Source organism: Streptomyces sp. NPDC056061 (assembly GCF_042266885.1).
Lineage (GTDB): Bacteria > Actinomycetota > Actinomycetes > Streptomycetales > Streptomycetaceae > Streptomyces.
This window is the reverse complement of sequence record NZ_JBHJWQ010000047.1, coordinates 1-25,422: the sequence shown is the minus strand read 5'-3', so window position 1 is coordinate 25,422 and position 25,422 is coordinate 1. Positions and strand designations below refer to the sequence as shown.

The following is a 25,422-nucleotide window of genomic DNA, read 5'->3' as shown; positions in this document are numbered from 1 at the left end:
GCTCACCCCCCGGCGGTCTGACCGGTCGTCCGGGGCGCGTTGGCCAGGTGTGCTCCGACGCGCTTGACCATCAGCGTCATCTCGTACGCCACCAGACCGACATCGGAGTCGGCGTCGGCCAGCACGGCGAGACAGCTGCCGTCGCCCGCCGCGGTGACGAAGAGGAACGCCTCGTCGAGTTCGACGACGGTCTGGCGGACCCTGCCCGCGTCGAAGTGGTGTCCGACGCCCTTGGCGAGGCTGTGGAAGCCGGAGGCCACGGCCGCCAGGTGTTCGCTGTCCTCGCGGGTCAGTTCCGCCGACGTGCCGGTGGCGAGGCCGTCGCTGGAGAGCACCAGCGCCTTGCGAATGCTGGCGACGCGTTCGACGAGTTCGTCGAGGAGCCAGTTGAGCTGGCCGGAGCCCCGGCGTTCGGCGTGGGTTGCTGCGGCGTTCGGTGCGGTCATCGACCGTCCCCTCCGGGAGTGGTTCCTTGTGCTGTGTCACCGGGCCCGGTCACGTCCTCGGCGTTCTGCCGACGACCGCGCTGCCAGCCGCGCTGGAGCGAGGCCATGCGGCTGCGCACCTCGTCCGCGTCGCGTTCGACGTCCTGGTCCGGTCCGCCGCGGGCCGAATCGGCATCGCGGCCGCCGGTGACCTCGCGGAGCTGTGGGACGAGGCTGGCCTGCCGGATGCGCCGGGGCAGACCGCCCACCGTCTCGCGGGGCGGACTCGGAGCCGTCGGCGGCACGGGCTCGGCGGGTGAGGGCGGACCTGCGGGCGTGGCGGGCTCGGTGGGTTTCCGGAAGCCGGTGGGCTGCCGGGGTTCGGTGGGCTCGCCGGTGGCGGGCGGTGTGCTCGTGGCCTCGGCGACCGGGCCGTCCGCGTCGGCGGGGCGGCGCGCGGGGCCGCGCTCGACGGCGGCCGGGTGGGCTCGTCCCTCCGCGTCGACACGACGGCCGTTCTCGGCGACCAGGGTCGGCGGTTTGCGGCGGGGCAGTGGCACCGGCCCGGCGGGGCGCATCGCCCGCACGCCGCCCGTGGGGTCCCGCGGCGGGTCGGACGCCTGCTGGTGCTGTTCGCGGTCGCCGTCGCGCCGCAGGTCGCGGGCGCGGAAGATGCCGCCGCGCTCGCTCTCGGCCCCGTCGAGATCGGCGGCGCCGCCCAACAGGGGTTCGAGCAGCGGATCGGTACCGAAGTCCATCGTCCCCACCGGGCCTTCGAGCTCGACCGGCCCGTCCAGGAGGACCGGGTCCACGATGCCGGTGGGCACGGGGGCGAGGCCCGGGGCCCGGCCGGCGGCCCGGCGGTCCGACGCGGACTCCCCCGGCCCCCTGCCCTCGCCCGGCGTCCGGCCGGCGGCCTTGGGGCCGCCGATCGCCTTCTCGGACCGCCGGTCGAGGCGGAAGCCGGTGCCGTGCGTCTCCGGGGCGTCGGTGAGCAGAGCCGCCGGGATGAAGACGACCGCGGTCGTGCCCCCGTACGGGGAGGTCTGCAGCGAGACCCGGACGTTCTGCCGCTGGGCGAGGCGGCTGACGACGAAGAGGCCGAGCCGGTCGGTGTCGGAGAGCTCGAACTCGGGGGTCTCGGCGAGTCGCAGGTTGGCGTCGAGCAGGGCGTCGGGGGCCATGCCGAGGCCGCGGTCGTGGATCTCGAGGATGAATCCGTTGGAGACCCGTTCCCCCAGCACCTGGACGGCGGTGTGCGGGGGCGAGAACACCGTGGCGTTCTCCAGGAGTTCGGCGATCAGATGGGTGAGGTCGGCGACGGCGGCGCCGCCCACCCCGATGCGGGGCAGTCGGCGGACCTCGATCCGCTCGTAGTCCTCGACCTCGGCGACCGCCGCCCGCACCACGTCCATCAACTGGATCGGCTTGCGCCACTGGCGGGACGGGGCGGCGCCGGAGAGGATCACCAGGCCCTCCGCGTGGCGTCGCATGCGCGTGGTCAGGTGGTCGAGGCGGAACAGGTCCGCGAGTTCGTCGGTGTTCTCGGTGCGGCGCTCCATGGCGTCCAGGAGCGTCAACTGCCGGTGCAGGAGCACCTGGTTGCGGCGGGCGAGGTTCACGAAGACCTCGGACACGCCGCGCCGCATGTCCGCCTGCTTGACGGCGGCCTCGACGGCGGCGCGTTGCAGGGTGTTGAGTGCCTGGCCGACCTGGCCGATCTCGTCCTGTTCGTACTGGAGGCGCGGTGCCTCGGTCTCGACGTCGATCTGCTCCCCGGCGGCGAGCCTGCGCATCACGCTCGGCAGTCGGATGCCCGAGACCTCGTGGGCGTCCTTGCGGAGCCGGGAGAGGTCGCGGATGAGTTCACGGCCGATGCGTACCGAGACGAACACCGAGCCGAGCAGGGCCAGGAAGCCGAGGACGCCCGCCACCCCGGCCTTGACCAGGACGCTGTAGCCGGCGGGCTTGCCGCGGTCCTGGAAGCGGTCGTTCATCTCGGTGGAGTCGTCGGCGAGTCGTTTCAGGACCGGCTGGGCCACCTGCTGCCAGCGCTCCGCGTCGACCGCGCGGGGGTCCTCGGTGGGTCCGGCGTCGACCAGGGCGTTCTCCGTGGTCCGCAGCGCTTCGCTGTCCGGACTCGACCAGTAGCGCTCCAGGCGTTGGCGTTCCGCCGACGGAAGCATCTCGCCGTTGATCTCGTAGAGCAGGGTGCGCTGCGCGACGAGGTCGGAGACCTGCCGCAGTTCGGCGGCGGTGAGTCGTCCGGCGATGAGCGACGAGGCGACCAGGGCATCCTCGCGGGCGAACATCTCGCGGGCGCGCGAGATGCCGGCCAGGGCGCGGACCTGCTTGTCCATCGACACGTTCTCCATCGTGCGGAGACCGGTCAGAAAGCGGTAGCAGGGATCGATGAGGCGGTTGTAGAACTGCATCGCCCGCGGACGGTCGATGGTGCGTCTGTCGACCGAGTCACGAAGTGCTCCGAGGCCCTCGACGGCGCCGAGTAAGGAGTTCAGCCGGGATGCGTCGTCGGACCGCAGCGCCTCGCGGACGTCCTCGTGCTGTGCGCCGGCCCTGACGTCCGACAGGACACGGTCGGCGGCAGCACGTTGGCGCAGCAGCAGCGGCGCCGCGTCGGAGGCTCTCGGATCGGCGAGGAGGACCAGAGTCTGACGGCGCTCGTCCTGAAGGGCGCGGACTGCCTCCTCCAGCGGATGACCGACCTTCTCGACGACGGAACTCGCCCGCATCAGGTGGCGGGCCTCACGCCCGGTCAGGTAGGTCGCGAATCCCCAGAGTCCGGTGAGGGAGACGAGTGGCACCAGCAGCAGCGCCACGATCTTCCTGCGGATGGACTTCCCGCGAAAGCGCACGGCCTCCCCCAGCCCGACCCCACGGGGCGAGGGGTCGTGTTACGTCAACAAACGGCGAGAGCCTACTACTGGCGAACAGACAACTCGAAGAGATGTGTGGGACGTTTTTCGGCCGCACTCTCCAGCTATGATCACGAGTTGTCCGGGTATTCCGGGCAACGAATTTCGCGAAAACGACAGAAGAGACCCGTCAGCGCCGCACACTGTTCGCCAGGGCAGTTGGCCGGAACTCTTCGCTGGACGTGTGATCGGGGGAATCTTCCCATTCGTTCACTCGTCTGTCTGTACGGGGCAGGGGAAGCACGGGGAACACGGGGAGCACACGCGGCAGGACGGTCCGATCCGGCCGCGTAGCGACGGCACACGCCGGGCAGCAACCCTGAAGTCGGACAGCGGTGGGGAGTTGAGAGTCCTTGGACACGGAAGAACGCCGGGGCCGGATGCCGTCGGCACGCATCGCGACGGCGGCATCGACCGCCGCCCGCGGGGAGCGGGGCCCACGCCGTCAGCTGTGGGTGGAGGAGCCCGCCGCCCGTTGGCGGATGCCGGACCCGGTCCGTACGGCCGCCGTGCGTGCCGTGATCATCATGTCGCTGACGATCATCCAGGCAGTGGTGGCGTTCCTGTGCACCCTCGCGGAGTCCTGGCTGGCCTTCCCCATGGTGCTGAGCAGTGTGGGCAGCACGGTGGTCGCGACCTGGGCGGTGCTGGACGTCTGGATCACTCGTCAGGTCTGGAACCAGCGCAACGGTGTGGTGTCCTCGCCGAGCAGCTCCGCACGGCAGTTGCGCCGCGAGCGACGCAGGGCGCGACGGGCCGCACGGTCGGCGCGGCGGGCCGAGGCCCGAATACGCCGGCGGGGTACGGGCAGCAGCCTCTCACGGGCCTGAGCGGCCCGCGGACCGTCCGGGCGCCGGAACGGAACCGCCCGCCGCCTCCGTCCGGGGCGCTCGGGGCCGGACGGAGGCGGGACGGGCGAAGGACGCGCGGCGCCTACGCGCCCGGGGCGACGGGGGCGGCGGCCCCTGCCGTGTCGACCGGTGCGGGGGTGCGCTTGAACATGCGGGTGGCCGTGATCTCCCCGTGCACCGTCTCCCCGTTCGGATCCTGCTGCGGCAGCCCCGGGCGGAGGTGCTCCTCCACGCTGATGTACTTCAGCCCGGCCCGCAGGTCCGCGTCGTTGCGCAAACGGATGACCAGCGGGAATTCGGCGAGCGCGGTGGTGTCGAACAGTCCGGTGGTGTAGAGCAGTTGCACGCCGAGCGCATCGGACACGGCGCGCTGGAGCTCCAGCAGGTAGGTGGCGTTGGCCCGGCCGATGGGATTGTCCAGGAAGAGTGTGCCCGCGTGCCGGTGCTGGTGCCGGTCCCGGCCCCGGTCGTTGCTGCGCAGTGCCGCCATCGTGCAGTACAGGGCGATGGCGGCGGTGAGCAGCTGTCCGCCGGAGAAGACGTCGCCCATCTGGCCGACCGGGACGCGCTCGGCGCGCAGCACCGCGTCCGGCTTGAGGATCTCCACGGCGACGCCCCTGGGCTCCAGGGCCGCCTGCACCCCGCGCAGCAGGAGCGACATGCCGTCCCTGCGCAGGTCGGAGTTCTTCCTGAGGGCGGCGCGGGTGGCCTCGTCGACGACCTCGCCGAGCCGTTCGGTGAGCGTGGCCTGGTCGGGCTCCTCGAAGCGGATCCGGAGGAACTCCTGGCCGGACCACTCCCCCAGCCCTTCGGGGAGCCGGGAGAGCCGTTGGGCGGAGCGGAGGGTGGTGAGCGCCGACTCCACGAGGCCGCGCAGCCGGTCCACGATGGAATCGCGGTTGCGCTCCAACTGGGCGAGTTCGTCGGTGAGGACCCGGAGCCGCGGGGCGAACGCGGCGGCCCACTTCTCGGCGTGCTCGGGCAGCGCCGCGGCCGGCAGCTCGCGGATCTGCTGACGGGCGGGCGTGCGGACCTGCTCGTACCGGGTGGAGTTGGCGTGCCGCACGAGGATGTCGCTCGCCTCCCGGACGGCGCTCTCGGCGGTGGACAGGTCCGCGGCGCAGCCGCGCAGGGAACGGCGGGCCTCGGCGGCGGACTGCCGTGCCTCGTCGAGGCTGCCGGGGTACGGCTCGGGGGCTTCCGTCTCGTCGTCCGCGCCGTGGTCCCTCAGGAGGTCGCGCAGGAGTGCCGCGGTCTCGTCGAAGCCGCCCGCCGAGTCCTCGGCGGTGCGGTGGGCGTGCAGCAGTTCGGTGTGGGCGGCGCGGGCGGTGTCCAGCGCCGCGGTGGCGGTGGCCAGTTCGCCGGTGGCGGTGCGCAGCAGGGCCTGGGCCTCATCGGCGTCGGCCGGGACCAGATCGCCGGGCAGTTCGGTGTGGTGGCCCTCGCCGTCGGCCGGGGCCAGGCGCTCGGCCTCGCCGCGCAGTCGGCCCAGCTGTTCGCTCGCGGTGGAGGCGCGGGTCTCCAGGAGCTGGACCAGCGACTCCGCGCGGGCGGCGGCGGCCTGCCGGGAGGGGCCGTCGGCGCCGTCGGTGCCTTCGAGGAGCTGGGCGGCGCGGGTGCGTACCTTGTTGGTCAGCCGGTCCAGCTCGGCGAGGGCGGCGCTCTCGTCGCCCTCCGCGCGAGCCTGTTCGGCACGCAGGTCGGTGCCGACGCCCACCTTCTCGTACAGCTGGGACGCGGTCCGGTACGCCTCGCGCAGGGCGGGCAGGGCACGGCGCGGGGCGTCGCCGTCGGGCTCCGGGAGGTGTTCGGGGGCACCGGCGATCTCGGCGCGCTCGGCACGCAGCGCACGGGCGGTGCGCCGGGCGTCGTCGGCGGCGCGCTGGGCGGCCCGGCGGTCCTCGTCGGCGGCGCGGGCCCGTTCCAGGCAGGTGGCGGCCCGGGTCTCCGACTCGGCTGCCTCGTCGGTGAGTTCGCGCAGCTTCGCCTGCCAGGCGGAGCGTTCGCGCAGCCGGTACGCGAGGCCCGCGAGGGCGTCGGCGGCGCGGCGGGCGCGCTGTGCCGCCTCCTGGCGCTCGTCGCGGATCCGGGTGGTGTCCGCGGCCGCCTCGTCGGCCTCGGCGCGCACGGTGCGGGCCTCGGCCAGCTCGGCCCGGGCCGTCTCGGCGGTGCTGCGGGCGTTCCGGGCGGCCTCGGCGAGTTCGGCGAGCATGCCGAGCGGGCAGTCGTCCCGCCAGGACCCGATGCGCGCGGCGAGGCCGCGGTCGCCGGCGAGCCGGGCCGCGAGCGTGCGGATGTCCTCGTCGCGGGCGGCGGCCCGGCTCCTGAGAGCCTGCCGCTCCTCGTCCGCGGCGTGTTCGTCGTGCATCGCCGGGTTGGGCGGGACGAGGAAGACGCCTTCGGTCCCGGTGGCCGGGCCGTTGTCGGGGACGGGTGCGAGCAGTGCCGCGGCGGTACCCACGGCGACGGTGGAACGGGGCAGCAGGGCGGCCCCGTCCAGGACCTCCCGGGCGCGGGCGTGCGAGTCGGGGTCGGTGATGACCACGCCGTCGACGAGTTCGGGCCGGGCGGCGAGCACGGACGCGTGGTCGGCGGGGTCGACGGCCTGGGCGAGGTAGCGCCAGCCGGGCAGGGCCGGGATGCCGTGCTCGCCGAGGTACTCGACGGTCGCCAGGACGTCGGGGCCGGGCGGCAGCAGTCCGCCGTCGCCCAGCGCGCCGAGGATCCGGGCGTCGTCGGCGGCCGCGGTGCGCAGTTCGAACAGGCGGCGTTCGGCGGTGGCGATGGACTGGTCGAGCAGCTCGCGCAGTTGGTCGGCGCTGCGGTCGAACTCCGTGGCTGTGAGGGGCTGTTCCCGACCGGTGTACTCCTCGGAGGTGACGGTGTGCGTGCCGGGGGCCGACCGGCCGGGCTGCTCGCCGCCGCCTTCCGGGCCGCTCCCGTCGGGGCGCGGGCCGGGCAGGTCCCCGTGGTCCGCGCCCCGTCCGGCGTCGGCGCCGTCGGCTCGCGCTCCCTCGGCTCCGCGGCGGGGCCGAGGGACGCCGTTGCCGGGTGCGGAGGGCAGCCCCAGCAGCTCGGCCAGGCGGTGCTCGGCGGCGATCGACTCGGCCGCCCGCAACTCTGCCTCGTAGGACTGCTCCGCCGTCTGCGCGGCGTCGGCGGCGCGCGCCGCGGCGAGTTCCGCGCGGCTCTCGGCCGCCGCGGCCTCCCTGGCTCGTTCGGCCGCCGACCGGGCGGCTTCCCTGGCGGTGTCCCAGACGGCGACGGCGCTCTGTTCGGCGTCGCTCGCGGCGAGCGCGGCGCGCGCCGGGTCGGCGTCCGGCACGGTGGCGTCGATCCAGCCGGCCCGGACCGCCTCGGCCGTCTCCTGCTCGACCTCCGCGAGCCGCTGGCGCAGGTGTCCGGCCTCGCTGCGGGCCCGCTGGGCCTCCGTGGCGGCGGTGGTGGCGTCGCGGTGGGCGGTCTCGCCCACCTCCTGGAGGGCGTCGGAGCGCGCCTCCTCCTCGTTGGCGAGGCTTTCACCGGCCTCGGCCGCGGTGTGCAGGGCCCGGACGAGTTCGGCGGCCGCCTCCGCCCGGGCGGCGAGCGCGGGGGCCGCGTCGCGTTCCGCCTCGCGGATGGCGGCGGCGACGCGGGCGGAACGGTCGGCGGCGGCCCGGTGGCGCAGGACGGCCTCGGCGGCCTGCCAGGCGGCGTGCAGGGTACGGGCGTCGCCGAGCTCCCGGCGCTGGGCGGCGGCGCCCTTCTCCGCCGCGGCAAGGGCCAGCGAGGCGTGCCGGTAGGCAAGTTCGGCGGCGATCAGGGCGCTGCGGCTGCGGGCCTCCTCCGCGGTGGTGACGGTGTGCGCGGCAGCCGTCACCTGCTGGGCCAGTTCGGCGGTGCGGGCGCGTTCCTCGCCGGCACGGGCGGCGAGCCTGCGGGAGAGCACCCGGGTGCGGCGCTCGGCGCCCGCGTGGACGTCGCGGGCCCGGGTGCGGGTCCCGGCGGCCTCCACGATCCGGCCGAGCAGATCGACCGAGCCCGCGGTGAAGTCGCGTTCGGCGGTCAGTTCGGCGCGACGGCCGAGCTTGTTGCCGAAGCCGCCGACCAGGTCGGCGAGGCCGTCGGTGTCGCGGGTGTCGGTGACGGCGCGCAGCAGCAGGTCGGTGAAGTCGGAGTCCTTCTTGACCGCGAAGAGTCCGGCCGCCTCCCCCTCGTCGGCGTTCATCTCCCGCTGGTAGCGGAAGAGTTCGGGGTCGAGGCCGAGGTCCCCGAGGTGTTCGTTCCAGCGGTCGTGAATCTCCTCCCAGTGCACGTCGAGGTGCTGGTAGAACTTGCCGGCCTCGGTCAGGGCGTCGCGGAACCCCTTCATCGTGCGCCGTCTGCCCTGTGCGCCGGAGGAGCCCTCGGCGGGGCGGTGCACGGAGGTGGCCTCGGCCACCGGGAGGGAGTCCAGGCTCAGGCCGGGCCCGGGGCGGAAGGAGTACCACGCCTCGGCGAACTTCCTCGGGTCGTTGGAGACCTGGCGGCCCCGCCATTCGCTGACCTTGCCGACGACCACGCACTCGCCCGTGAGCGTGTGCTGCCATTCCAGGGCGACATGGCCGCAGTCGTCGGCGAGCAGGAACTTGCGCAGCACCCCGGAACTGGCGCCGCCGAGGGTGTTGCGGTGGCCTGGCAGCATCACCGAGAAGATGAGCTTCAGCAGCACCGACTTGCCGCCGCCGTTCTCCAGGAAGAGCACCCCCGCGGGAGCCGGGCGACGCGGCGGCCCCACCGGTTCCTCCTCGAAGAACTCCGCCTGGGCCGGTGCGGGACGGGGCACGGGCGCGCCCACTCCGCGCAGGTCGAGCACGGTGTCGGCGTAGCGTGCGCCGGCAGGTCCGATGGAGTAGAGACGGACCCGGGACAGCTCGTACATTTCGGCGGACTCTCGTCGTTCGGGAGGCGGGGGGAAGGTGGGGAGAGCGGGAGGCGGTGCGGCGGTGGGGGGTCAGGCGTGGAAGGGGAGGCCGGCGTCGGCGACCAGTTCCAGGTCGTCGGCGTCGGGCGGCGGCAGCAGCGTCGCCGTTCCGTCGGTCACCGGCACGACGCCGAGTTCCAGAAGTTCGGCCATGGCGGCTCCGCCGGCCATGTCACGGACCTGGAGCTGGTAGCGGGCGGTGGTCCGGTAGGCGCCGCCCGCGTCGTCGCCGGCGCGCTGGAGGAATCCGGAATCGGTGAGGAAGGCGACGGCCTTGCCGACGATGCCGGTCGTGGAACCGGCCAGCCGCCGGGCGTCCTTGGTGGCTCCGGTGGCGCTGCGCCGGGCGTAGATCCGCCAGGCCGCCTCCAGCCCGGGGGCGTCGGTGGCCGGGTCGGTGTTGTCGCCCTGCTCCTCGGCGCGTTCCTCCAGCCGACGGCACGCCTGGCGGACGAACGCGTCGACGCCGTTGACGGTGATCCGGCCGATGTACGCGTCGTCGGCGAGGTCCTCGGGGCGCGGGAAGGCCATCGCGGCGACGGCGAGGTGGGCGAGCCCGTGCAGGAAGCGGTCGGCGGAGTCGGACGAGGCGCGCCGGGCGTAGTCGCCCATGCGGACGGCGAACACCGAGTCCTCGCCGGCCGTGACGGCCATGCCCGCACGGGTGGACACCTCCAGCACGACCAGGCCGAGGCCGGTGGCCACCGCGTCGGCGAGCCGGGCGAAGGCGGGCTCCTCCCGGTAGCGGCGGAGCAGCTCGGCGTACTCGGCGTCGCGGGCGGGCAGCAGTTTGGGCTGGAGGCCGAAGGCGACGAGCCGGGCGGCATCGGCGGCGTCGGCCGGGGTGACGGACGGGGCGGCGGCTTTGACCGGGTCGGCCGGAGCCGTGCCGTCGGGGGCGTACGCGGCGGTCGGCTCGGTCCACGCGTCGGCGTGCTGTGCGTGGTGGTCGCTCACGACGGTCGCTCCTCGGTACGGAAGATCTTCGGTTCGGCGTTGACGGTGGCGGATGATGCGGCGTGCACCGGACGCGGCCCGGTCCGGCGGGCGCGCCGCCCCGGTGCGGCGGCCGTCCGGCAGGCCCGCGGGCCGGTGCGTGCCGAGCGCACGGTCCGTGTCGCGGGCGGCGCGCTCGGGGTGTCGCTCACGACGCCTCCGAGCGGTCCGCGGCCATTCCGGCCGCGTCGAGCAGGGCCGTGCCCACTATCAGGTCGGCGCCGCCGAATTCCGGGTCGTCGAGCGGCGTGCCGTCGTCGACGGAGAACAGCAGGCGCTGCTCACCCTGCCGGTAGGCGGTGCCGACGGGCGGGCTGGCGGCGTGTACCGCGAGGAGGGCGACCAGGTAGGGCAGGTCCGGATCGCTGCGCCGGGCCTCGGCGAGGAGTCCGGACAGCCTGCGTGGGGCGTCGTGCTCCAGGTCGAGGAGTTCCATGGCGCTCGCGAGCTGCTCCTCGCTGAACCGGCTGTCGTCCGGGGTGGCGATCAGGTCCGGGTCCGGCATCTCGGCGCCCAGGTGCTCGCGTTCCTGCGGCGGTGTGAGCAGCATGTCGACGAGATCGCCCACCCGGACCGAGGTGGGGGTGCGCAGTCCGGTGCCGCGGGCGAAGAACGCGTCGGTGACCCTGGTGGCCTCGTCGACGGGGAGCGGCAGCAGCGGGGCGACCAGTTGCCCGTACAGATCGAGGCCGGTGCGGGCGGTGGGCGCGGCGAACGCCTGCCGGTCCTGTTCGGCGCGGAACAGGGGTCCGGCCTCCAGCAGCCGGGACTGCAGCTGGGTGTGGCGGCGGATGCAGTCCTTCACTATGTCGACGAGTTCGGCGGCACGGCGCTTGTGCTCGGGCTCCTCGGCCTCGTCGCGCGCCCTGCGGATGTTGGTGAGGATCGCGTTCTCGTGGCGGTAGCGGTCGGCGACGTGGTCGAGCGCCTCGGCGATCATGTCCGGGACGGCGTTGAGCCAGTCGACCGCCCGGACGTTGCGCCGGGTGGCCTCCAGGGTCTTGCGGAGGGTCTCGGCGTACTGCACGGTGCGGTAGCGGGCCTGCTCGGCGGCGAGCTGGGCGTCCGCGAGGCGGCCCCGGCTGATGAGCACCTCCAGCTTCACCTCGGCGGCGATCTGGGCACTGGTGACGTCCGTGTCGAGGGCGCCGACCAGGACGTTGACCGCTTCGTCGGTGGCTCTCAGGTAGACGGTGCCGCCGTGACCCGGGACCTCCTCGATCAGCTTGAAGTCGTAGTCCCGGCGGACGTACAGCCCGTCGGCGCCGAACGTGCCGTACACGGCCCGGAATCCGCGGTCGACACTGCCGACGTTGATGAGGTTCTCCAGGACCCAGCGGGCCACCCGCTCGTGCTCGGCGGCCGTGCGGTCGGGGGCCTGGGCGGCGACGCGGGGCAGCAGCCTGGCCACTATCTGGTCGTGGTCGGCCCCCGTGTCGAAGTCCATGTTGAGGGTGACGAGGTCGATCGCGGCGAGCGCCACCTCGGCCATCGCGTAGACGGTGTACTCACCGGCCAGGTTCGCCTTGCGCGCGTCGAGGTCGTGCAACGGCGCCGTGCAGGCGAGCGCGCGCAGCCGGCGCGCGAGCCCCTCGTCGGCGGCCGGGCCCGGTGCGGGCCTCGGCCCCGCGCCGGGCTGGGGCGCGGCGTCGTCCGTGTAGGCAGGCGAAGTCACGGTGCACAGATTAGGTCCTCGCACCGACAACGGTCGAAACGGCGCAGAAGCGCCCGTCTCTTCCGGGCGGTGGCGGAGCGTCGGCGGTCTCAGGGCCGGACGCCGTCGCAACCGGTGTTCCGGGGGCGGTGTCCGGGGTCCGGTTCCGGGGTGCCGTATCCGCCGCCGCCGGGCGTGCGGAGCACCAGGACGTCGCCCGGTTCCAGCTCGGCGGTGTCGCAGCCGCGCAGCGGGGTGACCGTCCGGCCGTCGGCGCGTTCGACGTACTGTTCGCCGAGGGCTCCGGGTTCACCGCCCGCCATGCCGTAGGGCGGGACCCGGCGGTGGCCGGAGAGCAGGGCGACGGTGACCGGTTCGAGGAAGCGCAGGCGCCGTTCCACACCGCGGCCGCCGTGCCGGCGTCCCCTGCCGCCGCTGCCGTCCCGCACTCGGAAGCTCTCCAGCAGCACGGGGTAGCGCCATTCGAGGATCTCGGGGTCGGTGAGGCGGGAGTTGGTCATGTGGGTCTGGACGGCGTCGGCGCCGTCGAAGCCGTCACCGGCGCCGGAACCGCTGGCCACGGTCTCGTAGTACTGGACGCGGTCGTTGCCGAAGGTGAGGTTGTTCATGGTGCCCGAGCCCTCGGCCTGGACGCCGAGTGCCGCGTAGAGCGCGCCGGTGACGGCCTGGGAGGTCTCCACGTTGCCCGCAACGGTGGCCGCCGGGAAGACGGGCGCCAGCATGGAGCCCTCCGGAATCCTGACGTCCAGGGGCTTGAGGCAGCCGCTGTTGAGCGGGATGTCGTCGGCGACCAGGGTCCGGAAGACGTACAGCACCGCCGCCATGACCACGGACTTCGGCGCGTTGAAGTTTCCCGGCTGCTGCGGCGAGGTGCCGGTGAAGTCGACGACGGCCGCGCGGGCGGCCCGGTCCACGGTGAGGGCGACCCGGATGACCGCGCCGCTGTCGGTCTCGTACCGGCAGGAGCCGTCGTGCAGCGTGGCGACGATGCGGCGGACGGACTCCTCGGCGTTGTCCTGGACGTGCCCCATGTACGCGGCGACGGCATCGGGGCCGAACTGGTCCACCATGCGCCTCAGTTCGGCGATTCCCTTCTCGTTCGCGGCGATCTGGGCGCGGAGGTCGGCGAGGTTGGTGTCCGGGTCGCGCGAGGGGTGCGGGGCGGAGGTGAGCAGTTCGCGCGTCTCGGCCTCGCGCAGGCGGCCGTCGCGCACCAGCAGCCAGTTGTCGAACAGCACCCCCTCCTCGTCGACGGTCCGGCTGAAGGCAGGCATGGAGCCGGGGGTGATGCCGCCGATCTCGGCGTGGTGTCCGCGCGAGGCCACGAGGAACCGCAGTTCGGGCGGCCCGTCACCGGTCTCGTCGAACACCGGCGTCACCACGGTGACGTCGGGCAGGTGGGTGCCTCCGTGGTACGGGTCGTTGATGGCGTACGCGTCGCCGGGGCGCATGGTGCCGTCGTTTCGGCGCAGCACCTCCTTGATGGACTCCCCCATGGAACCGAGGTGGACGGGGATGTGCGGGGCGTTGGCGATCAGGTTGCCGTCGGCGTCGAAGAGCGCGCAGGAGAAGTCGAGACGTTCCTTGATGTTGACGGAGTGGGCGGTGTTCTCCAGTCGCACGCCCATCTGTTCGGCGATCGACATGAAGAGGTTGTTGAAGATCTCCAGCATGACGGGGTCGACCCGGGTGCCGACGGCGGTGCGGTCGGGGCGGGGGCTGACGCGGGTGAGCACCAGGTGGCCGGTCCCGGCGAGGACGGCCCGCCAGCCGGGGTCGACGACGGTGGTGGCGTCCGCCTCGGCGATCACTGCGGGACCGGTCACGGTGTCCCCGGGGTGCAGGTCCTCGCGCCGGTGGAGCGGGGTGTCCTGCCACCGGTCCTCGGTGTACATCCGCACCGTGTCGTGCCGACGGGGCTCCTCGCCCGCGCGGGGCGCGGGGGCGGGCGGGGGCGGGCGGTGCCGGCCGGACGTGCCGGTCGCCTCGACCGACACCGCCTCGACGACCAGGGGTTTGTCCATGGTGAACGCGTAGCGTGCGCGGTGCCGGACGGTGAACGCCTGGGTCATGGCGGCCGAGTTGTCGAGGTCCACGGGCAGCGCGGCGTCGGTGCCCGCGTAGCGCAGCAGCACCCGGGCGCGGGTGCCGATCGCCTCGTCGGGGATGCCGTCGGCGAGCAGGTCGGCGCGGGTGCGGTCGGCGAGGGTGTCGCAGAGGTCGCCGACGGCGGTGCGGGTCTCCTCGTTCAGCGGTGCCTCGACGGACTGTTCGCGCATCGCGGTGGCGTCGGCGAGCCCGATGCCGTACGCGGAGAGCACACCGGCCAGGGGCGGTACCAGGACCGTGTCGACGCCCAGGGCGTCGGCGACGGCGCAGACGTGCTGGCCGCCGGCGCCGCCGAAGCCGGTGAGGGCGTAGCGGGTGATGTCGTGTCCGCGTTGCACGGAGATCTTCTTGACCGCGTTCGCCATGTTGAGCACGGCGATCTCCAGGAAACCGGCGGCGACCCGGGCCGCCGTGCGGCGGGTCCCGGTGGCCCGGGTCACCTCGTCGGCGAGGGCCTCGAAACGACGCCGGACGAGATCGGCGTCGAGCGGGAGATCGCCGTCCGGTCCGAAGACGGCCGGGAAGTGGGCGGGCTGGACGCGGCCGAGCATGACGTTGGCGTCGGTGACGGTCAACGGCCCGCCGCGGCGGTAGCAGGCGGGTCCGGGATCGGCGCCCGCCGAGTCGGGTCCGACGCGGTAGCGCTGGCCGTCGAAGTGCAGGACGGAGCCGCCGCCGGCCGCGACGGTATGGATGCTCATCATGGGGGCGCGCATGCGGACACCGGCCACCTGGGTGCCGAGTTCGCGCTCGAACTCACCCGCGTAGTGCGACACGTCGGTGGACGTGCCGCCCATGTCGAAGCCGATGACCCGATGGAATCCGGCCTGTTCGGAGGTGCGGGCCATCCCGACCACGCCGCCGGCCGGTCCGGAGAGCACCGCGTCCTTGCCCCGGAAGTGGGCGGCTTCCCGCAGTCCGCCGTTGGACTGCATGAACATCAGCCGGATGCCGGGGAGTTCCCGGGCGATCCCGTCGACGTAGCGGCGCAGGATCGGCGAGAGGTAGGCGTCGACGACGGTGGTGTCACCGCGCGGTACGAGCTTGATCAGCGGGCTCACCTCGTGCGAGCAGCTGACGTGTGCGAAGCCCGCCGCGCGGGCCTCGGCGGCCACGGCGATCTCGTGCTCGGGGTGACCGTGACCGTGCATCAGGACGACGGCCGCGCTGCTCAGGCCCTCGGCCCGGACCGCCCGCAGCCGCTCGGCCACTGCCTCGCGGTCCAGCGGTGTCACGACCCGGCCGCGGGCGTCGATCCGTTCGGGGACCTCGACGACCCGGTCGTACACGGCCTCGGGCAGCAGGATTCGGCGGTCGAAGAGCCGGGGCCGGTTCTGGTAGGCGATGCGCAGCGCGTCCCGGAAGCCCTGCGTGATGACGAGGACGGTCGGCTCCCCGCGCCGCTCCAGCAGGGCGTTGGTGGCGACGGTGGTGCCGATCTTCACGGTGCCGACGCGGTCGGCGGGGACCGGGTCGGCGGGGCCGAGGTCCAGCAGCGCCCGGATTCCGGCGACGGCCGCGTCGCGGTAGCGGTCCGGGGCGTGGGAGAGCAGCTTGCGGGTGACGAGGCGTCCGTCGGGGGCCCGGCCCACGACATCGGTGAACGTCCCGCCCCGGTCGATCCAGAACTCCCACTGTCCGGTCATTCCTCCATACTGACGCGGCACGGACTGCGGGGACGTGCGTTTGCGGACGAAGGTCCGCACGTGGTGGCGGTGGATCGCCGCTTGCGGGCGACGGGACATACGCGTGGTGGCGCATCGGCACTTGCGGACGAAGGGCCGTACGTGTGGCGGCGGATCGCCGATGGGCCGCCCGTACCGGTCACCCGTCCACGTCGCGCGCCGGGACTCGGCGTGGACGGGTGACCGGTCGGACCATGGCCGTTCAGGGCGCGGGCGTGTCCGGTCCGATCCTGCTGCGCACCGCCGTCTGCACCTCGGCCTCCTCGGCCGGGTCCGCGGCGAGCCTGCGCAGCCGCTCGGCAACCCTGATGTCGCCGGTCTCCGCGTGCAGCGCGGCGACCTCCCGGGTGGTCTCCTCGCAGTCCCACAGGCATTCGACGGCGAATCCGGTGGCGAACGAGGGGTCGGTGGCGGCCAGGGCGCGGGCCGCCCGGCCGCGCAGGTGCGACGAGGAGGTCTCGCGGTAGACGTGGCGCAGTACGGGTGCGGCACAGGCGATGCCGAGGCGGCCCGCCCCGTCGACGAGGGTCCACAGGCGTGGCGCGTCCGGGCCCTCGCCCCGTACGGCGTCGCGGAGCGCGCCGAGGACCAGAGGGGTGTCCTGCACGGAGCCCCGGCAGGCGAGCACGCCGGAAGCGGAGGCGCCCAGCGCGTCCGGTCGCCGGGCCCAGCGCCTGGCGCGCTCCACGGCCGCCTCGCCGCACATCCGCTCGAAGGCGGCGACCGCGGCTTCGGCGACGATGCGCGAGGGGTCGGCCGCGGCGCTCTCGATCAGGTCGAGGACGACCGGGTCGGCGGCCTCGGCCAGGTAGTGCAAGGCAGCGCAGCGGGCGGCCTCGGGGCCGCTGCGGGCGGCCTCGACGATGGTGGGACGGTCCTCGGGACCGGCCACGGCGGTGAGGCAGCGGGCGGCGGGGACATGGAGCGCGCTGCCGCGTTCGAGGCCCTGCCGGGCCCAGTCGAAGACGGCCTGGACGCTCCAGCCGGGGCGGGGGCCTCCGGGGCGCATCTGCCGCTGCCAGCGGTCGAAGGAGCCCTGTTCGGAGGCGGCCCTGACCCGTGCGCCCACCGCTTCGCGCGGGTCGTCGGCCCACAGGCGCCAGGGGCGCGGTTCGAAGGCGTCGCGCACCGCGGCAGCGAGCTCGGCCTCGCCCTCCTCGGTGACCGGGAAGCGGCCGAGCACGGGTTCGGCGAGGGCGCGGAGCCCCGCGTCGTCGTCGCGCAGCGCGAGCTCGTCGAGGGCCCAGGCCCAGTTGGAGCCGGTCGCGGCGTACCGCCGCAGCAGGGCCATGGCGTCGTCGCGCCCGTACGAGGCGAGGTGGCCGAGTACGGAGAGGGCCAGGCCGGTGCGCGAGTCGTCGGTGTCGAGGTGGTCCTCGGCATCGCACAGGTGACGCGCGATCTCCTCGGTGCCGCCGTCGAGGTCGAGGTACAGGCGCGCGTAGTAGAGGGAGCGGTTCTCCACCTGCCAGTCGAGGCGGGGGTCGCTCAGGACGCAGTGGTTGAGGGCCGCCAGGGCCTCGGTGCGCGGTGCGGCGAGTGCGTGGAGTGTGCCGTCGCCGCGGCCCCTCTGCAGCAGGCCGAGCAGGGTGCCGCTCGGCGCTATGAACGGATCAAACATGGAAAGGCCTCACATCAAGCTGTCGACGCAACCGGGACTGTGCAGTTCCTAGTGCCCGGTGGGGCACTACGCCGCGCAGCAACATGATCGGCCGCCCGCCGTCTTCCGCTTGGTGTAGAGCATCTTCCTCTGCCTCTCGTCGTTGGCCCGGACCGGGCCCGCGACGTCATGATGACCCAGTCATTTCGCCACCGCGACCACATTTACCGCGTACCCCGTCAGCGGGCGCCGAAGAGTTCCAGCAGGTCGGCCTTGCCGAACATGCGGGCGGTGTCCAGCGCGGAGGGCGTGCCGGCCGCCGGGTCGGCGCCCGCCGCGAGCAGTGCCTCGATCACCTCGTTCTCGCCCTTGAAGACGGCCCCGGCGAGCGGCGTCTGCCCGCGGTCGTTGGCCCTGTCCGGGTCGGCACCGCGCTCGACGAGGGCGGTGACCGCGGCGGCGTGGCCGTGGTAGGCGGCGAGCATCAGCAGGGAATCGCCCCGGTCGTTGGTGAGGTTCGCGGGCACGCCCGCGTCGACGTACGCGAGGAGCGTGTCGGTCTCGCCGCGACGGGCCAGGTCGAAGACCTTCGTCGCCAGTTCGACCACCTCGGGATCGGGGGTTCCACTCATCGCACGGACTGCCTTCCTTGAACCGGTTTCACCACTGTTGACCTGCTGAGCTGTGCGCCGGGGCGCACGAGTGAACCGACAGAGTACTGCCCTACGGCGTGAATGACCCGGCCCCCGCCGCGGCGGGAATCGCACCTGCCCGCGGTCGTGCCGCACACGGCCCCGGACGTTCCGGCCAACCACCCCCTCCCGTCGGCCATTCAAGTGAAAATAACGACTTTTCACCCGAATGCGACTTTTATCGCAGAGATACTTCCGGTGAACCTGGAAGGGCTCATGGTGACCGTCCCACCAACCAGGAGAACTCTCATGATCCTGTCCATGTCAGGCGTAGTCATTCTCGGCATCATCGTCTTCCTGTTCTTCAGGAAGGACGGCCTCAAGGCCTCGCACGCCCTCGTCACCGCCCTGTTCGGGTTCTATCTGGCGGGCACCGCCATCGCACCGAGCATCACCGCGGGCGGCGCGAGCCTCGCCGGCCTCCTGGGCGGGATCAAGTTCTGACCCTCCGCGACCGCTTCCACCCCTTCAGGTTCAGGAGACCGACGTGGCCCGGCGACCACTCCCCCGCATCCTCAGCAGCGGCAGCGCCTCGATCACTCGCGGTCGCGAGTTCGCGCGCACGGCCACCGACAGCGCCACCGACGTCCTCCAACCGCTGATCACGGTCATCCGCGGTCTGCGGCTGCTGGCGGGAGCCGGACGCCGGAAGTGGGCCGCGACGCCCAAGGACAAGCGCGGTCCGGCGCTGTTCGCCGTCGCGGCCTGCGTCTTCATGGTCGCCATGGTCCCGTACGGATCGATCATCACCCTGGTCTCGGTGATGGGCGCCGCAGCCTGGAAGGGACGGGAGCGCGCTCCCGTGCGGACCGGACCGGACGAGGCGGAGACGGGGCGGCTGCGGACCCTGTACGAGGCGCTCGTGCCCTACTTCTCCGTGGCCGACGACCCGGGCCCGCTGTTCTCCCGCGGCGGCGACTGGACGAAGGCGTTCAGCGGGTACGCCTTCGACGGCGACGGACGCCTGACCCGCCTGCAGGTGTCCTATCCCGCCCACTTCACCGACGGCGAGGCCGCCTCGCGCGCCCGGATCGAGCAGTTGCTGCACGCCAAGTCGGGACGCGGTCGCGAGTACCGCTTCGTCTGGGACGAGGAGCGCAACCACCTCGTCATGACCGTGCTCGACCCGCTACCCACCTCGATCGGTGCCCAGCGCTTCGTCACCGCGCCCGGCGAGACGGTGCTGGGTTTCACCGACGCCGACGCGGTGCAGCGCACCGTTCCCGTGACGGACGACGGCACGACCAGGGACGCGTCCCCCGTCGTCTGGCGGACCGGCGCCCGATCGACCGAACCCCATCTGCTGATCGTCGGCCCGCCCGGCAGCGGCACCACCACCCTGCTGCGCTCCATCGCCCTGCAGGCGCTCCGGCACGGTGACGTGCTCATCGTCGAGGGGCACGGCACCGGCGAGTACGCCTGCCTGGCCGGACGCGACGGCGTGCTCGCGGTGGAGTGCGGCCCGGACGGCGCGTCGGCGACCCTGGAATGGGCCGCCAACGAGACGGAGCGGCGGCTGATCACCGCGAACCGCGCCCGGCAGGCCGGTCACCCCGCGCCCGACGACATCAGGCGCCCGCTCTGGATCCTGCTGGACCGGCCCGGGGTGCTCGGCCACCTGGCGGCCGGCGACGGCGGGCCCGACCTCCGGGAGCTGCTCCGGCTGCCGCTGCGGCACGGCAGGGCGGCCCATGTCACGGTGGTGCTGGCCGACCAGTTCGACGACCTGGACACCCTCGGGGAATCCGTGCGGGCCCACACCCGGGCCCGCGTCGTGCTCGGCCCCTGCTCCGGTGACCAGATCGAGGCGGTGCTCGGCGTCGAACCGCACACCACCCCGACACCGGACGTCCCGCCCGGCCGGGGGTACGCGCGGCTGGGCACGGGGCCGGTGCTGCGGCTCCAGGTCCCGGCCACCCCCGATCCGTACGACGAGGCGACCGGCGAGGCGCAGCGGCAGGCCGTGCTGGCCCTGCTGCCCGAACGGCAGGCCCCCGCCGAGCCGGCGGTGGAGGCGCGGCCCGTGGAGACGGCCGTCCCACTCGACACGGCCCCGACCGCGGTGCCGGCCCACAGCCCCGTGAAGGCCGACGACCGGGCGGCGGCGCTCCGAGCCGTACGGGGGTGAGGATCCGGCCCGCCCGGCGCCCCATGGTGAAGGACTGCATCCGCGCCGCACCGTCACAGCGGCGCCCGGCCGCTCGGGCACGGAATCGGTCCGCGGCCCGGCCGCCCGGCTCGCTCAGGCCACGAAGGTGCGCGGCGCCTCGATCTCCGCGCCCGCCCCCGTGCCCACCAGCCGCGCCGCCGCGGCGAGCCGCACGGCCGCCTCGTCCGCGACCGGCCCCGCCACGGTGAACGGCAGCCGCACATACCCCTCGAAGGCGCCGTCCACCCCGAACCGGGGTCCGGACGGCACCCGCACCCCGACCCGCTCCCCCGCCACCGCCAGCCGCGAGCCGGAGAGTCCGCCCGTGCGCACCCAGAGCGTCAGCCCGCCGTCCGGCACCGAGAACTCCCAGTCCGGCAGCTCCCGGCGGACGGCGGCGACGAGCGCGTCCCGGTTCTCCCGTGCCTGTTCGCGCCGGACCTGCACCGCCTCCTCCCAACCACCGGTGCTCATCAGCCAGTTGAGGGCCAACTGCTCCAGGACGGGCGTACCCATGTCGGCATAGGCCCGAGCAGCGACCAGGCTGCGGATGACGTCCGGGGCGGCACGCACCCAGCCGATCCGCATACCGGCCCAGAACGCCTTGCTCGCCGAACCGACGGTGAGGACCGTGGAACCGGACGGGTCGAAGGCGCAGACCCGGCGCGGCATCCGCAGGTCGGGATCGAGGCGCAGCTCGTTCATGGTCTCGTCGACGACCAGCACCGTTCCGGCCGAGCGGGCCGCGTCCACCAGGGCGCGGCGGCGGTCCTCGTCGGCCAGCGCGCCCGTGGGGTTGTGGAAGTCGGCGACGACGTAGGCGAGCCGGGGCGCCGCCTCCCGCAGCACCTGCCGCCACCGGTTCATGTCCCAGCCGCCGAGGCCCTCCTCCATCGCCACCGGCACCAGCCGGGCGCCCGCCTCCCGCATCAGCTGCAGGATGTTGGCGTAGCTCGGCGACTCCACCGCGATCCGCTCGCCGCGGCCGGCGAACAGATGGCAGATCGCGTCGATCGCGCCCATCGCGCCGGTGGTGACCATGATCTGCTCGGGCATGGTCGGGACGCCGAGGCCGGTGTAGCGGTCGGCGATCATCTGCCGCAGCGCGGGCAGGCCCGCCGGGTAGTCGCCGTGCGTGTGGGCGTAGGGCGGAAGCTCCTCCAGAGCGCCCTGGACCGCCCGGGTCAGCCACGGTTCCGGGGCCGGCAGCGAGGCGCAGCCCAGATCGATCATCGAACCGAGCGACTCCGGCGGCAGCGGTTCCAGGCCGCGTGCGGGCAGGGGATTCCCGGCGGGCACGGCGGTCCAGCTGCCCGCACCGCGACGGGACTCCAGGAACCCCTCGGTGCGCAGCGCCTCGTACGCGGCGGCGACGGTGGTCCGGCTGACGGACAGGGCGAGGGCCAGTTCGCGCTCGGCGGGCAGCCGGGCCGCCACCGGCACCCTGCCCTCCAGGACGAGCAGCCGCACGCCGTCCGCGAGCGCGCGGTAGGCAGGCGGCTTGCGGGTGCCCGGTCCGGCGGGGCGGCGCTGGGCGCGGAGCTGCCGAGCGAGTTGCGCCGCGCCGACCGCCGAAGTCCATTCGGCCATGGAAATCAGTCCACCTTCCTCGGATTGGCCATAGTTGACCGCCGATCCCCTGCCACAGAGTGACACGCAGCAGTCCACTTCCACCACACCAGGGGGCACTCTTGTCCATCACCCCTGCCCCTCGCGGGGCGCACCTGGCCCGACGGCTCCTCCAGCTCTACGTCGGTCTCGCGCTGTACGGGGCGAGCTCGGCACTCCTGGTCCGCGCAGGTCTCGGCCTCGAACCCTGGGGAGTGCTCCATCAGGGGCTGGCCGAGCGCACCGGACTGTCCATCGGCGTCGTCTCGATCGTCGTCGGTGCCGTCGTCCTGCTGCTGTGGATACCGATCAGGCAGCGCCCCGGCCTCGGCACCGTCTCCAACGTCTTCGTCATCGGCATCGCCATGGACGGCACGCTCGCGCTCGTGCCCGATGTGCACGGCATCACGGCGCGGATCGCCGTGATGGTCGCGGGCGTGCTGGTCAACGGGATCGCCACGGGCCTGTACATCGCCGCGCGGTTCGGCCCGGGTCCGCGCGACGGTCTCATGACCGGCCTGCACGCACGGACCGGCCGCTCGATCCGGCTCGTCCGGACGACGATCGAGCTGGCGGTCGTGGTGACGGGGTTCGCGCTCGGCGGCTCCCTCGGCGCGGGCACGGTGGTGTATGCCCTGGCCATCGGCCCGCTCGCCCAGTTCTTCCTGCGTCTCTTCGCGTCCGACGGCGAACGGGACGGCGGCACCGGACCGTCCGCCGAGGGGCCGTCCGGCGACGGGCAGTCCGCCGAGGGGCCGGACGACGCGTCCGGGCCGGTCTCCGGCGACGCCGCCGTCACCGCCCGGACACCGGGGCAGGCCATACTGCCGCGGTGACCTCTGTACGCCACCCCTACCTGGACCATCCCGCGACGATCCCCTTCGCCCACCGAGGCGGCGCCGCGGACGGGATCGAGAACACGACGGCCGCCTTCCGCCGCGCCGCCGACGCCGGATACCGCTACTTCGAGACCGACGTGCACTGCACGGCGGACGGCCGCCTGGTGGCCTTCCACGACACGACCCTGGACCGGGTGACGGACTCCCGGGGCCGGATAGCGGAGCTGCCGTGGAGCGAGGTGCGGCGGGCCAGAGTGGCGGGCCGGGAGCCGCTGCCGCTGTTCGAGGAGCTCCTGGAGACCTTCCCGCAGGCACGCTGGAACGTCGACATCAAGGCCGGGTCCGCGCTGGTCCCGCTGATCGAACTGATCCGCCGCACGAACGCCTGGGACCGGGTGTGCGTGGGCTCCTTCTCGGAGGCCCGGGTGGCAGCGGCCCACCGCCTGGCCGGGCCCCGGCTGGCCACCTCCTACGGCGTGCGCGGGGTGCTGGGCCTGCGGCTGCGCTCGTACGGCATCCCGGCGGCGCTGCGCTCCGGCGCGGTGTGCGCGCAGGTGCCGGAGAGCCAGAACGGCATCAGGGTGGTCGACCGGCGCTTCGTACGCGCGGCGCACGCCCGCGGCCTCCAGGTGCACGTCTGGACGGTGAACGAGCCCGGTCGGATGGCGGCACTCCTCGACCTCGGTGTCGATGGCATCATGACCGATCACATCGAGACGCTGCGCACGGTACTGAGCGAACGCGGGGCCTGGGCCTGATGCCCGTCGTGCACGGGGACTCACGGGGAGAGACGAGGGGAGCGACTTGAGTACCGAGACCGCGGAGGCCGCCGGGCCGACGAAGGACCCGGCGGGGGGCACGTCCGACGCCGCGAGCCGCAGACGGGAACAACGGGGCTGGTACTTCTACGACTTCGCCTGCTCCGTCTATTCGACGAGCGTCCTGACGGTGTTCCTGGGCCCGTACCTGACCTCGATAGCCAAGGCCGCCGCCGACGCCGACGGGTTCGTCCACCCGCTCGGCATACCGGTGCGCGCCGGATCCCTCTTCGCCTACTCGGTCTCGGTGTCCGTCGTGGTCGCGGTGATCATGATGCCGATCGCGGGGGCCGCCGCGGACCGCACGGGCCGCAAGAAGCCGCTGCTGGCGACCGCCGCCTATGTGGGGGCCGCCGCCACCACCGGAATGTTCTTCCTGGAAGGCCACCGCTATCTGCTCGGCGCGTTCCTGCTGATCGTGGCGAACGCCTCGGTCTCGGTGTCGATGGTGCTCTACAACGCCTACCTGCCCCAGATCGCCGAACCGGAGGAGCGGGACGCGGTCTCCTCGCGCGGCTGGGCGTTCGGCTACACCTCGGGCGCGTTCGTCCTCGTGCTGAACCTGGTCCTGTACACCGGCCACGACTCCTTCGGCCTGTCCGAGTCGGACGCGGTGCGGATCTGCCTGGCCTCGGCCGGTGTCTGGTGGGGCGCCTTCACCCTCGTGCCGCTGCGTCGGCTGCGCGACCGGCGGGTGGCGCCCGGCGGCGAAGGAGCCGTCGGTTCCGGGTGGCGGCAGCTGATGGCCACCCTGAGCGACATGCGTCGCCATCCGCTCACGCTCTCCTTCCTGCTGGCCTACCTCGTCTACAACGACGGCGTGCAGACGGTGATCTCCCAGGCTTCGGTGTACGGCTCCGAGGAACTGGGCCTCGACCAGACCACGCTGATCACGGCGGTGCTGCTGGTGCAGGTGCTCGCGGTGGCGGGGGCGCTGGGGATGGGGCGGCTGGCCCGGCTGTACGGCGCGAAGCGCACGATCCTCGGCTCGCTCGTCGTCTGGACGCTGATCCTCGTCGCCGGCTACTTCCTGCCCGCCGGGAAGCCGGTCTTCTTCTACGTCCTGGCCTCGGCCATCGGCATGGTGCTCGGCGGCAGCCAGGCGCTGTCGCGCTCGCTCTTCTCCCATCTGGTGCCGCGCGGCAAGGAGGCCGAGTACTTCTCCGCGTACGAGATGAGCGACCGGGGACTCAGCTGGCTCGGGCCGCTGGTGTTCGGTGTCGCCTACCAGCTGACCGGGAGCTACCGGGACGCGATCATCTCGCTGGTGATCTTCTTCGTGGTCGGTTCCGTGCTGCTCGCGAGGGTGCCGGTCCGCCGGGCCGTGGCGGCTGCGGGGAACCCCGTTCCGGAACGGATTTAGACGTTGAAGTGAAAGGCCGGTAGTGTACGCCTTTGGCCTGCCCGGAGGACCGTTACTGCGAGTGGAAGAAGCAAAACCGTTGGGTGACAACTTCCACCGGATGTGACAAACCGGGCGTTGGCGGGTACCTCAACCCAGAAGAAGCAGCGGCACGACGGGCGACGCATGACCGGCGACGGGAATCTTTACGGCCGACCGGACGTTGACCGGATGACGACGACAGCGACACCTGTCCTGTGGGCGACAAGCCCGGGAGGCACGATTCATGAGTGAGCGAGCTCTCCGCGGCACGCGACTCGTGGTTACCAGCTACGAGACGGACCGCGGCATCGATCTGGCCCCGCGCCAGGCGGTGGAGTACGCATGCCAGAACGGACATCGATTCGAGATGCCGTTCTCGGTAGAGGCGGAAATTCCGCCGGAGTGGGAGTGCAAGGCGTGCGGCGCCATGGCACTCCTGGTGGACGGGGATGGCCCCGAGGAGAAGAAGGGCAAGCCCGCGCGTACGCACTGGGACATGCTCATGGAGCGGCGCACCCGCGAGGAACTCGAGGAGGTGCTGGCCGAGAGGCTGGCCGTCCTTCGCTCCGGAGCCATGAACATCGCCGTGCATCCTCGGGACAGCAGGAAGTCCGCCTGAGCGCACGACACCGCAGTACGACAGAGCCGCGGGCCGCGGTACGACGGACCGGTGGAGCTGGCGACCTGGCGGTTCGCCACCGAGCCGCTGACGC

Annotated in this window: 17 protein-coding genes; 7 read left to right on the top strand and 10 right to left on the bottom strand. The window is 73.3% G+C overall.

Annotated elements, in window-relative coordinates; translation table 11 throughout:
• Positions 1-2: 2 nt before the first annotated feature.
• Positions 3-446: a roadblock/LC7 domain-containing protein gene (locus ACFC79_RS35680; protein WP_376249091.1), complete on the bottom strand. Its 444-nt coding sequence runs from the start codon at positions 444-446 to the stop codon at positions 3-5.
• Positions 443-3,301 carry a nitrate- and nitrite sensing domain-containing protein gene (locus tag ACFC79_RS35675; RefSeq protein ID WP_376249089.1) on the bottom strand — a complete coding sequence of 953 codons (2,859 nt, stop codon included), beginning with the start codon at positions 3,299-3,301 and terminating at the stop codon, positions 443-445. Before ACFC79_RS35675 ends, ACFC79_RS35680 begins: the two co-directional genes overlap by 4 nt.
• Before the next feature lie 413 nt (positions 3,302-3,714).
• Here ACFC79_RS35675 and ACFC79_RS35670 point away from each other — a divergent pair, with 413 nt between their 5' ends.
• Positions 3,715-4,191 (top strand): hypothetical protein, encoded by a 477-nt coding sequence (locus ACFC79_RS35670; protein WP_376249087.1) that lies wholly within the window; start codon positions 3,715-3,717, stop codon positions 4,189-4,191.
• A 103-nt stretch (positions 4,192-4,294) separates the two neighbouring features.
• Here ACFC79_RS35670 and ACFC79_RS35665 read toward each other — a convergent pair whose 3' ends face one another.
• From ACFC79_RS35665 to ACFC79_RS35635, 7 genes are all read right to left on the bottom strand, one after another.
• The gene (locus ACFC79_RS35665) at positions 4,295-9,112 is read right to left on the bottom strand and encodes a hypothetical protein (RefSeq protein WP_376249086.1); all 4,818 of its coding nucleotides are present in this window, start codon (positions 9,110-9,112) and stop codon (positions 4,295-4,297) included.
• Between the two features lie 72 nt (positions 9,113-9,184).
• Positions 9,185-10,111 (bottom strand): hypothetical protein, encoded by a 927-nt coding sequence (locus ACFC79_RS35660; RefSeq protein WP_376249084.1) that lies wholly within the window; start codon positions 10,109-10,111, stop codon positions 9,185-9,187.
• On the bottom strand, positions 10,108-10,302 hold the full coding sequence (locus ACFC79_RS35655; protein WP_376249083.1) for a hypothetical protein: 195 nt from the start codon (positions 10,300-10,302) through the stop codon (positions 10,108-10,110). The genes ACFC79_RS35660 and ACFC79_RS35655 overlap by 4 nt, the downstream gene beginning before the upstream one ends.
• On the bottom strand, positions 10,299-11,825 hold the full coding sequence (locus ACFC79_RS35650) for a hypothetical protein (protein ID WP_376249082.1): 1,527 nt from the start codon (positions 11,823-11,825) through the stop codon (positions 10,299-10,301). Before ACFC79_RS35650 ends, ACFC79_RS35655 begins: the two co-directional genes overlap by 4 nt.
• Before the next feature lie 89 nt (positions 11,826-11,914).
• Positions 11,915-15,580, bottom strand: coding sequence for a hydantoinase B/oxoprolinase family protein (locus ACFC79_RS35645; protein WP_376249080.1), 3,666 nt, complete (start codon positions 15,578-15,580; stop codon positions 11,915-11,917).
• A 241-nt stretch (positions 15,581-15,821) separates the two neighbouring features.
• On the bottom strand, positions 15,822-17,240 hold the full coding sequence (locus ACFC79_RS35640) for a HEAT repeat domain-containing protein (protein WP_376249078.1): 1,419 nt from the start codon (positions 17,238-17,240) through the stop codon (positions 15,822-15,824).
• 218 nt (positions 17,241-17,458) lie between these two features.
• Positions 17,459-17,851, bottom strand: coding sequence for an ankyrin repeat domain-containing protein (locus tag ACFC79_RS35635; protein WP_376249076.1), 393 nt, complete (start codon positions 17,849-17,851; stop codon positions 17,459-17,461).
• A 309-nt stretch (positions 17,852-18,160) separates the two neighbouring features.
• Here ACFC79_RS35635 and ACFC79_RS35630 point away from each other — a divergent pair, with 309 nt between their 5' ends.
• Together ACFC79_RS35630 and ACFC79_RS35625 are read left to right on the top strand one after the other, a co-directional pair.
• Positions 18,161-18,355, top strand: a complete 195-nt coding sequence (locus tag ACFC79_RS35630) for a hypothetical protein (RefSeq protein ID WP_018103962.1) — start codon at positions 18,161-18,163, stop codon at positions 18,353-18,355.
• A gap of 43 nt (positions 18,356-18,398) precedes the next feature.
• Positions 18,399-20,039 (top strand): hypothetical protein, encoded by a 1,641-nt coding sequence (locus ACFC79_RS35625; RefSeq protein WP_376249074.1) that lies wholly within the window; start codon positions 18,399-18,401, stop codon positions 20,037-20,039.
• Positions 20,040-20,153: 114 nt separating this feature from the next.
• Here ACFC79_RS35625 and ACFC79_RS35620 read toward each other — a convergent pair whose 3' ends face one another.
• On the bottom strand, positions 20,154-21,650 hold the full coding sequence (locus tag ACFC79_RS35620; RefSeq protein WP_376249073.1) for a PLP-dependent aminotransferase family protein: 1,497 nt from the start codon (positions 21,648-21,650) through the stop codon (positions 20,154-20,156).
• A gap of 101 nt (positions 21,651-21,751) precedes the next feature.
• Between ACFC79_RS35620 and ACFC79_RS35615 the strand changes: the two genes are divergently transcribed.
• The 4 genes from ACFC79_RS35615 to ACFC79_RS35600 all read left to right on the top strand — a co-directional run bounded on the left by ACFC79_RS35615 (position 21,752) and on the right by ACFC79_RS35600 (position 25,328).
• The gene (locus ACFC79_RS35615) at positions 21,752-22,504 is read left to right on the top strand and encodes a YitT family protein (RefSeq protein WP_376249071.1); all 753 of its coding nucleotides are present in this window, start codon (positions 21,752-21,754) and stop codon (positions 22,502-22,504) included.
• Positions 22,501-23,265, top strand: coding sequence for a glycerophosphodiester phosphodiesterase (locus tag ACFC79_RS35610; protein WP_376249069.1), 765 nt, complete (start codon positions 22,501-22,503; stop codon positions 23,263-23,265). Before ACFC79_RS35615 ends, ACFC79_RS35610 begins: the two co-directional genes overlap by 4 nt.
• Positions 23,266-23,311: 46 nt before the next feature.
• Positions 23,312-24,688 (top strand): MFS transporter, encoded by a 1,377-nt coding sequence (locus tag ACFC79_RS35605; RefSeq protein WP_376249067.1) that lies wholly within the window; start codon positions 23,312-23,314, stop codon positions 24,686-24,688.
• Between the two features lie 265 nt (positions 24,689-24,953).
• On the top strand, positions 24,954-25,328 hold the full coding sequence (locus ACFC79_RS35600; protein WP_007262928.1) for an RNA polymerase-binding protein RbpA: 375 nt from the start codon (positions 24,954-24,956) through the stop codon (positions 25,326-25,328).
• The last annotated feature ends 94 nt before the right edge of the window (positions 25,329-25,422 follow it).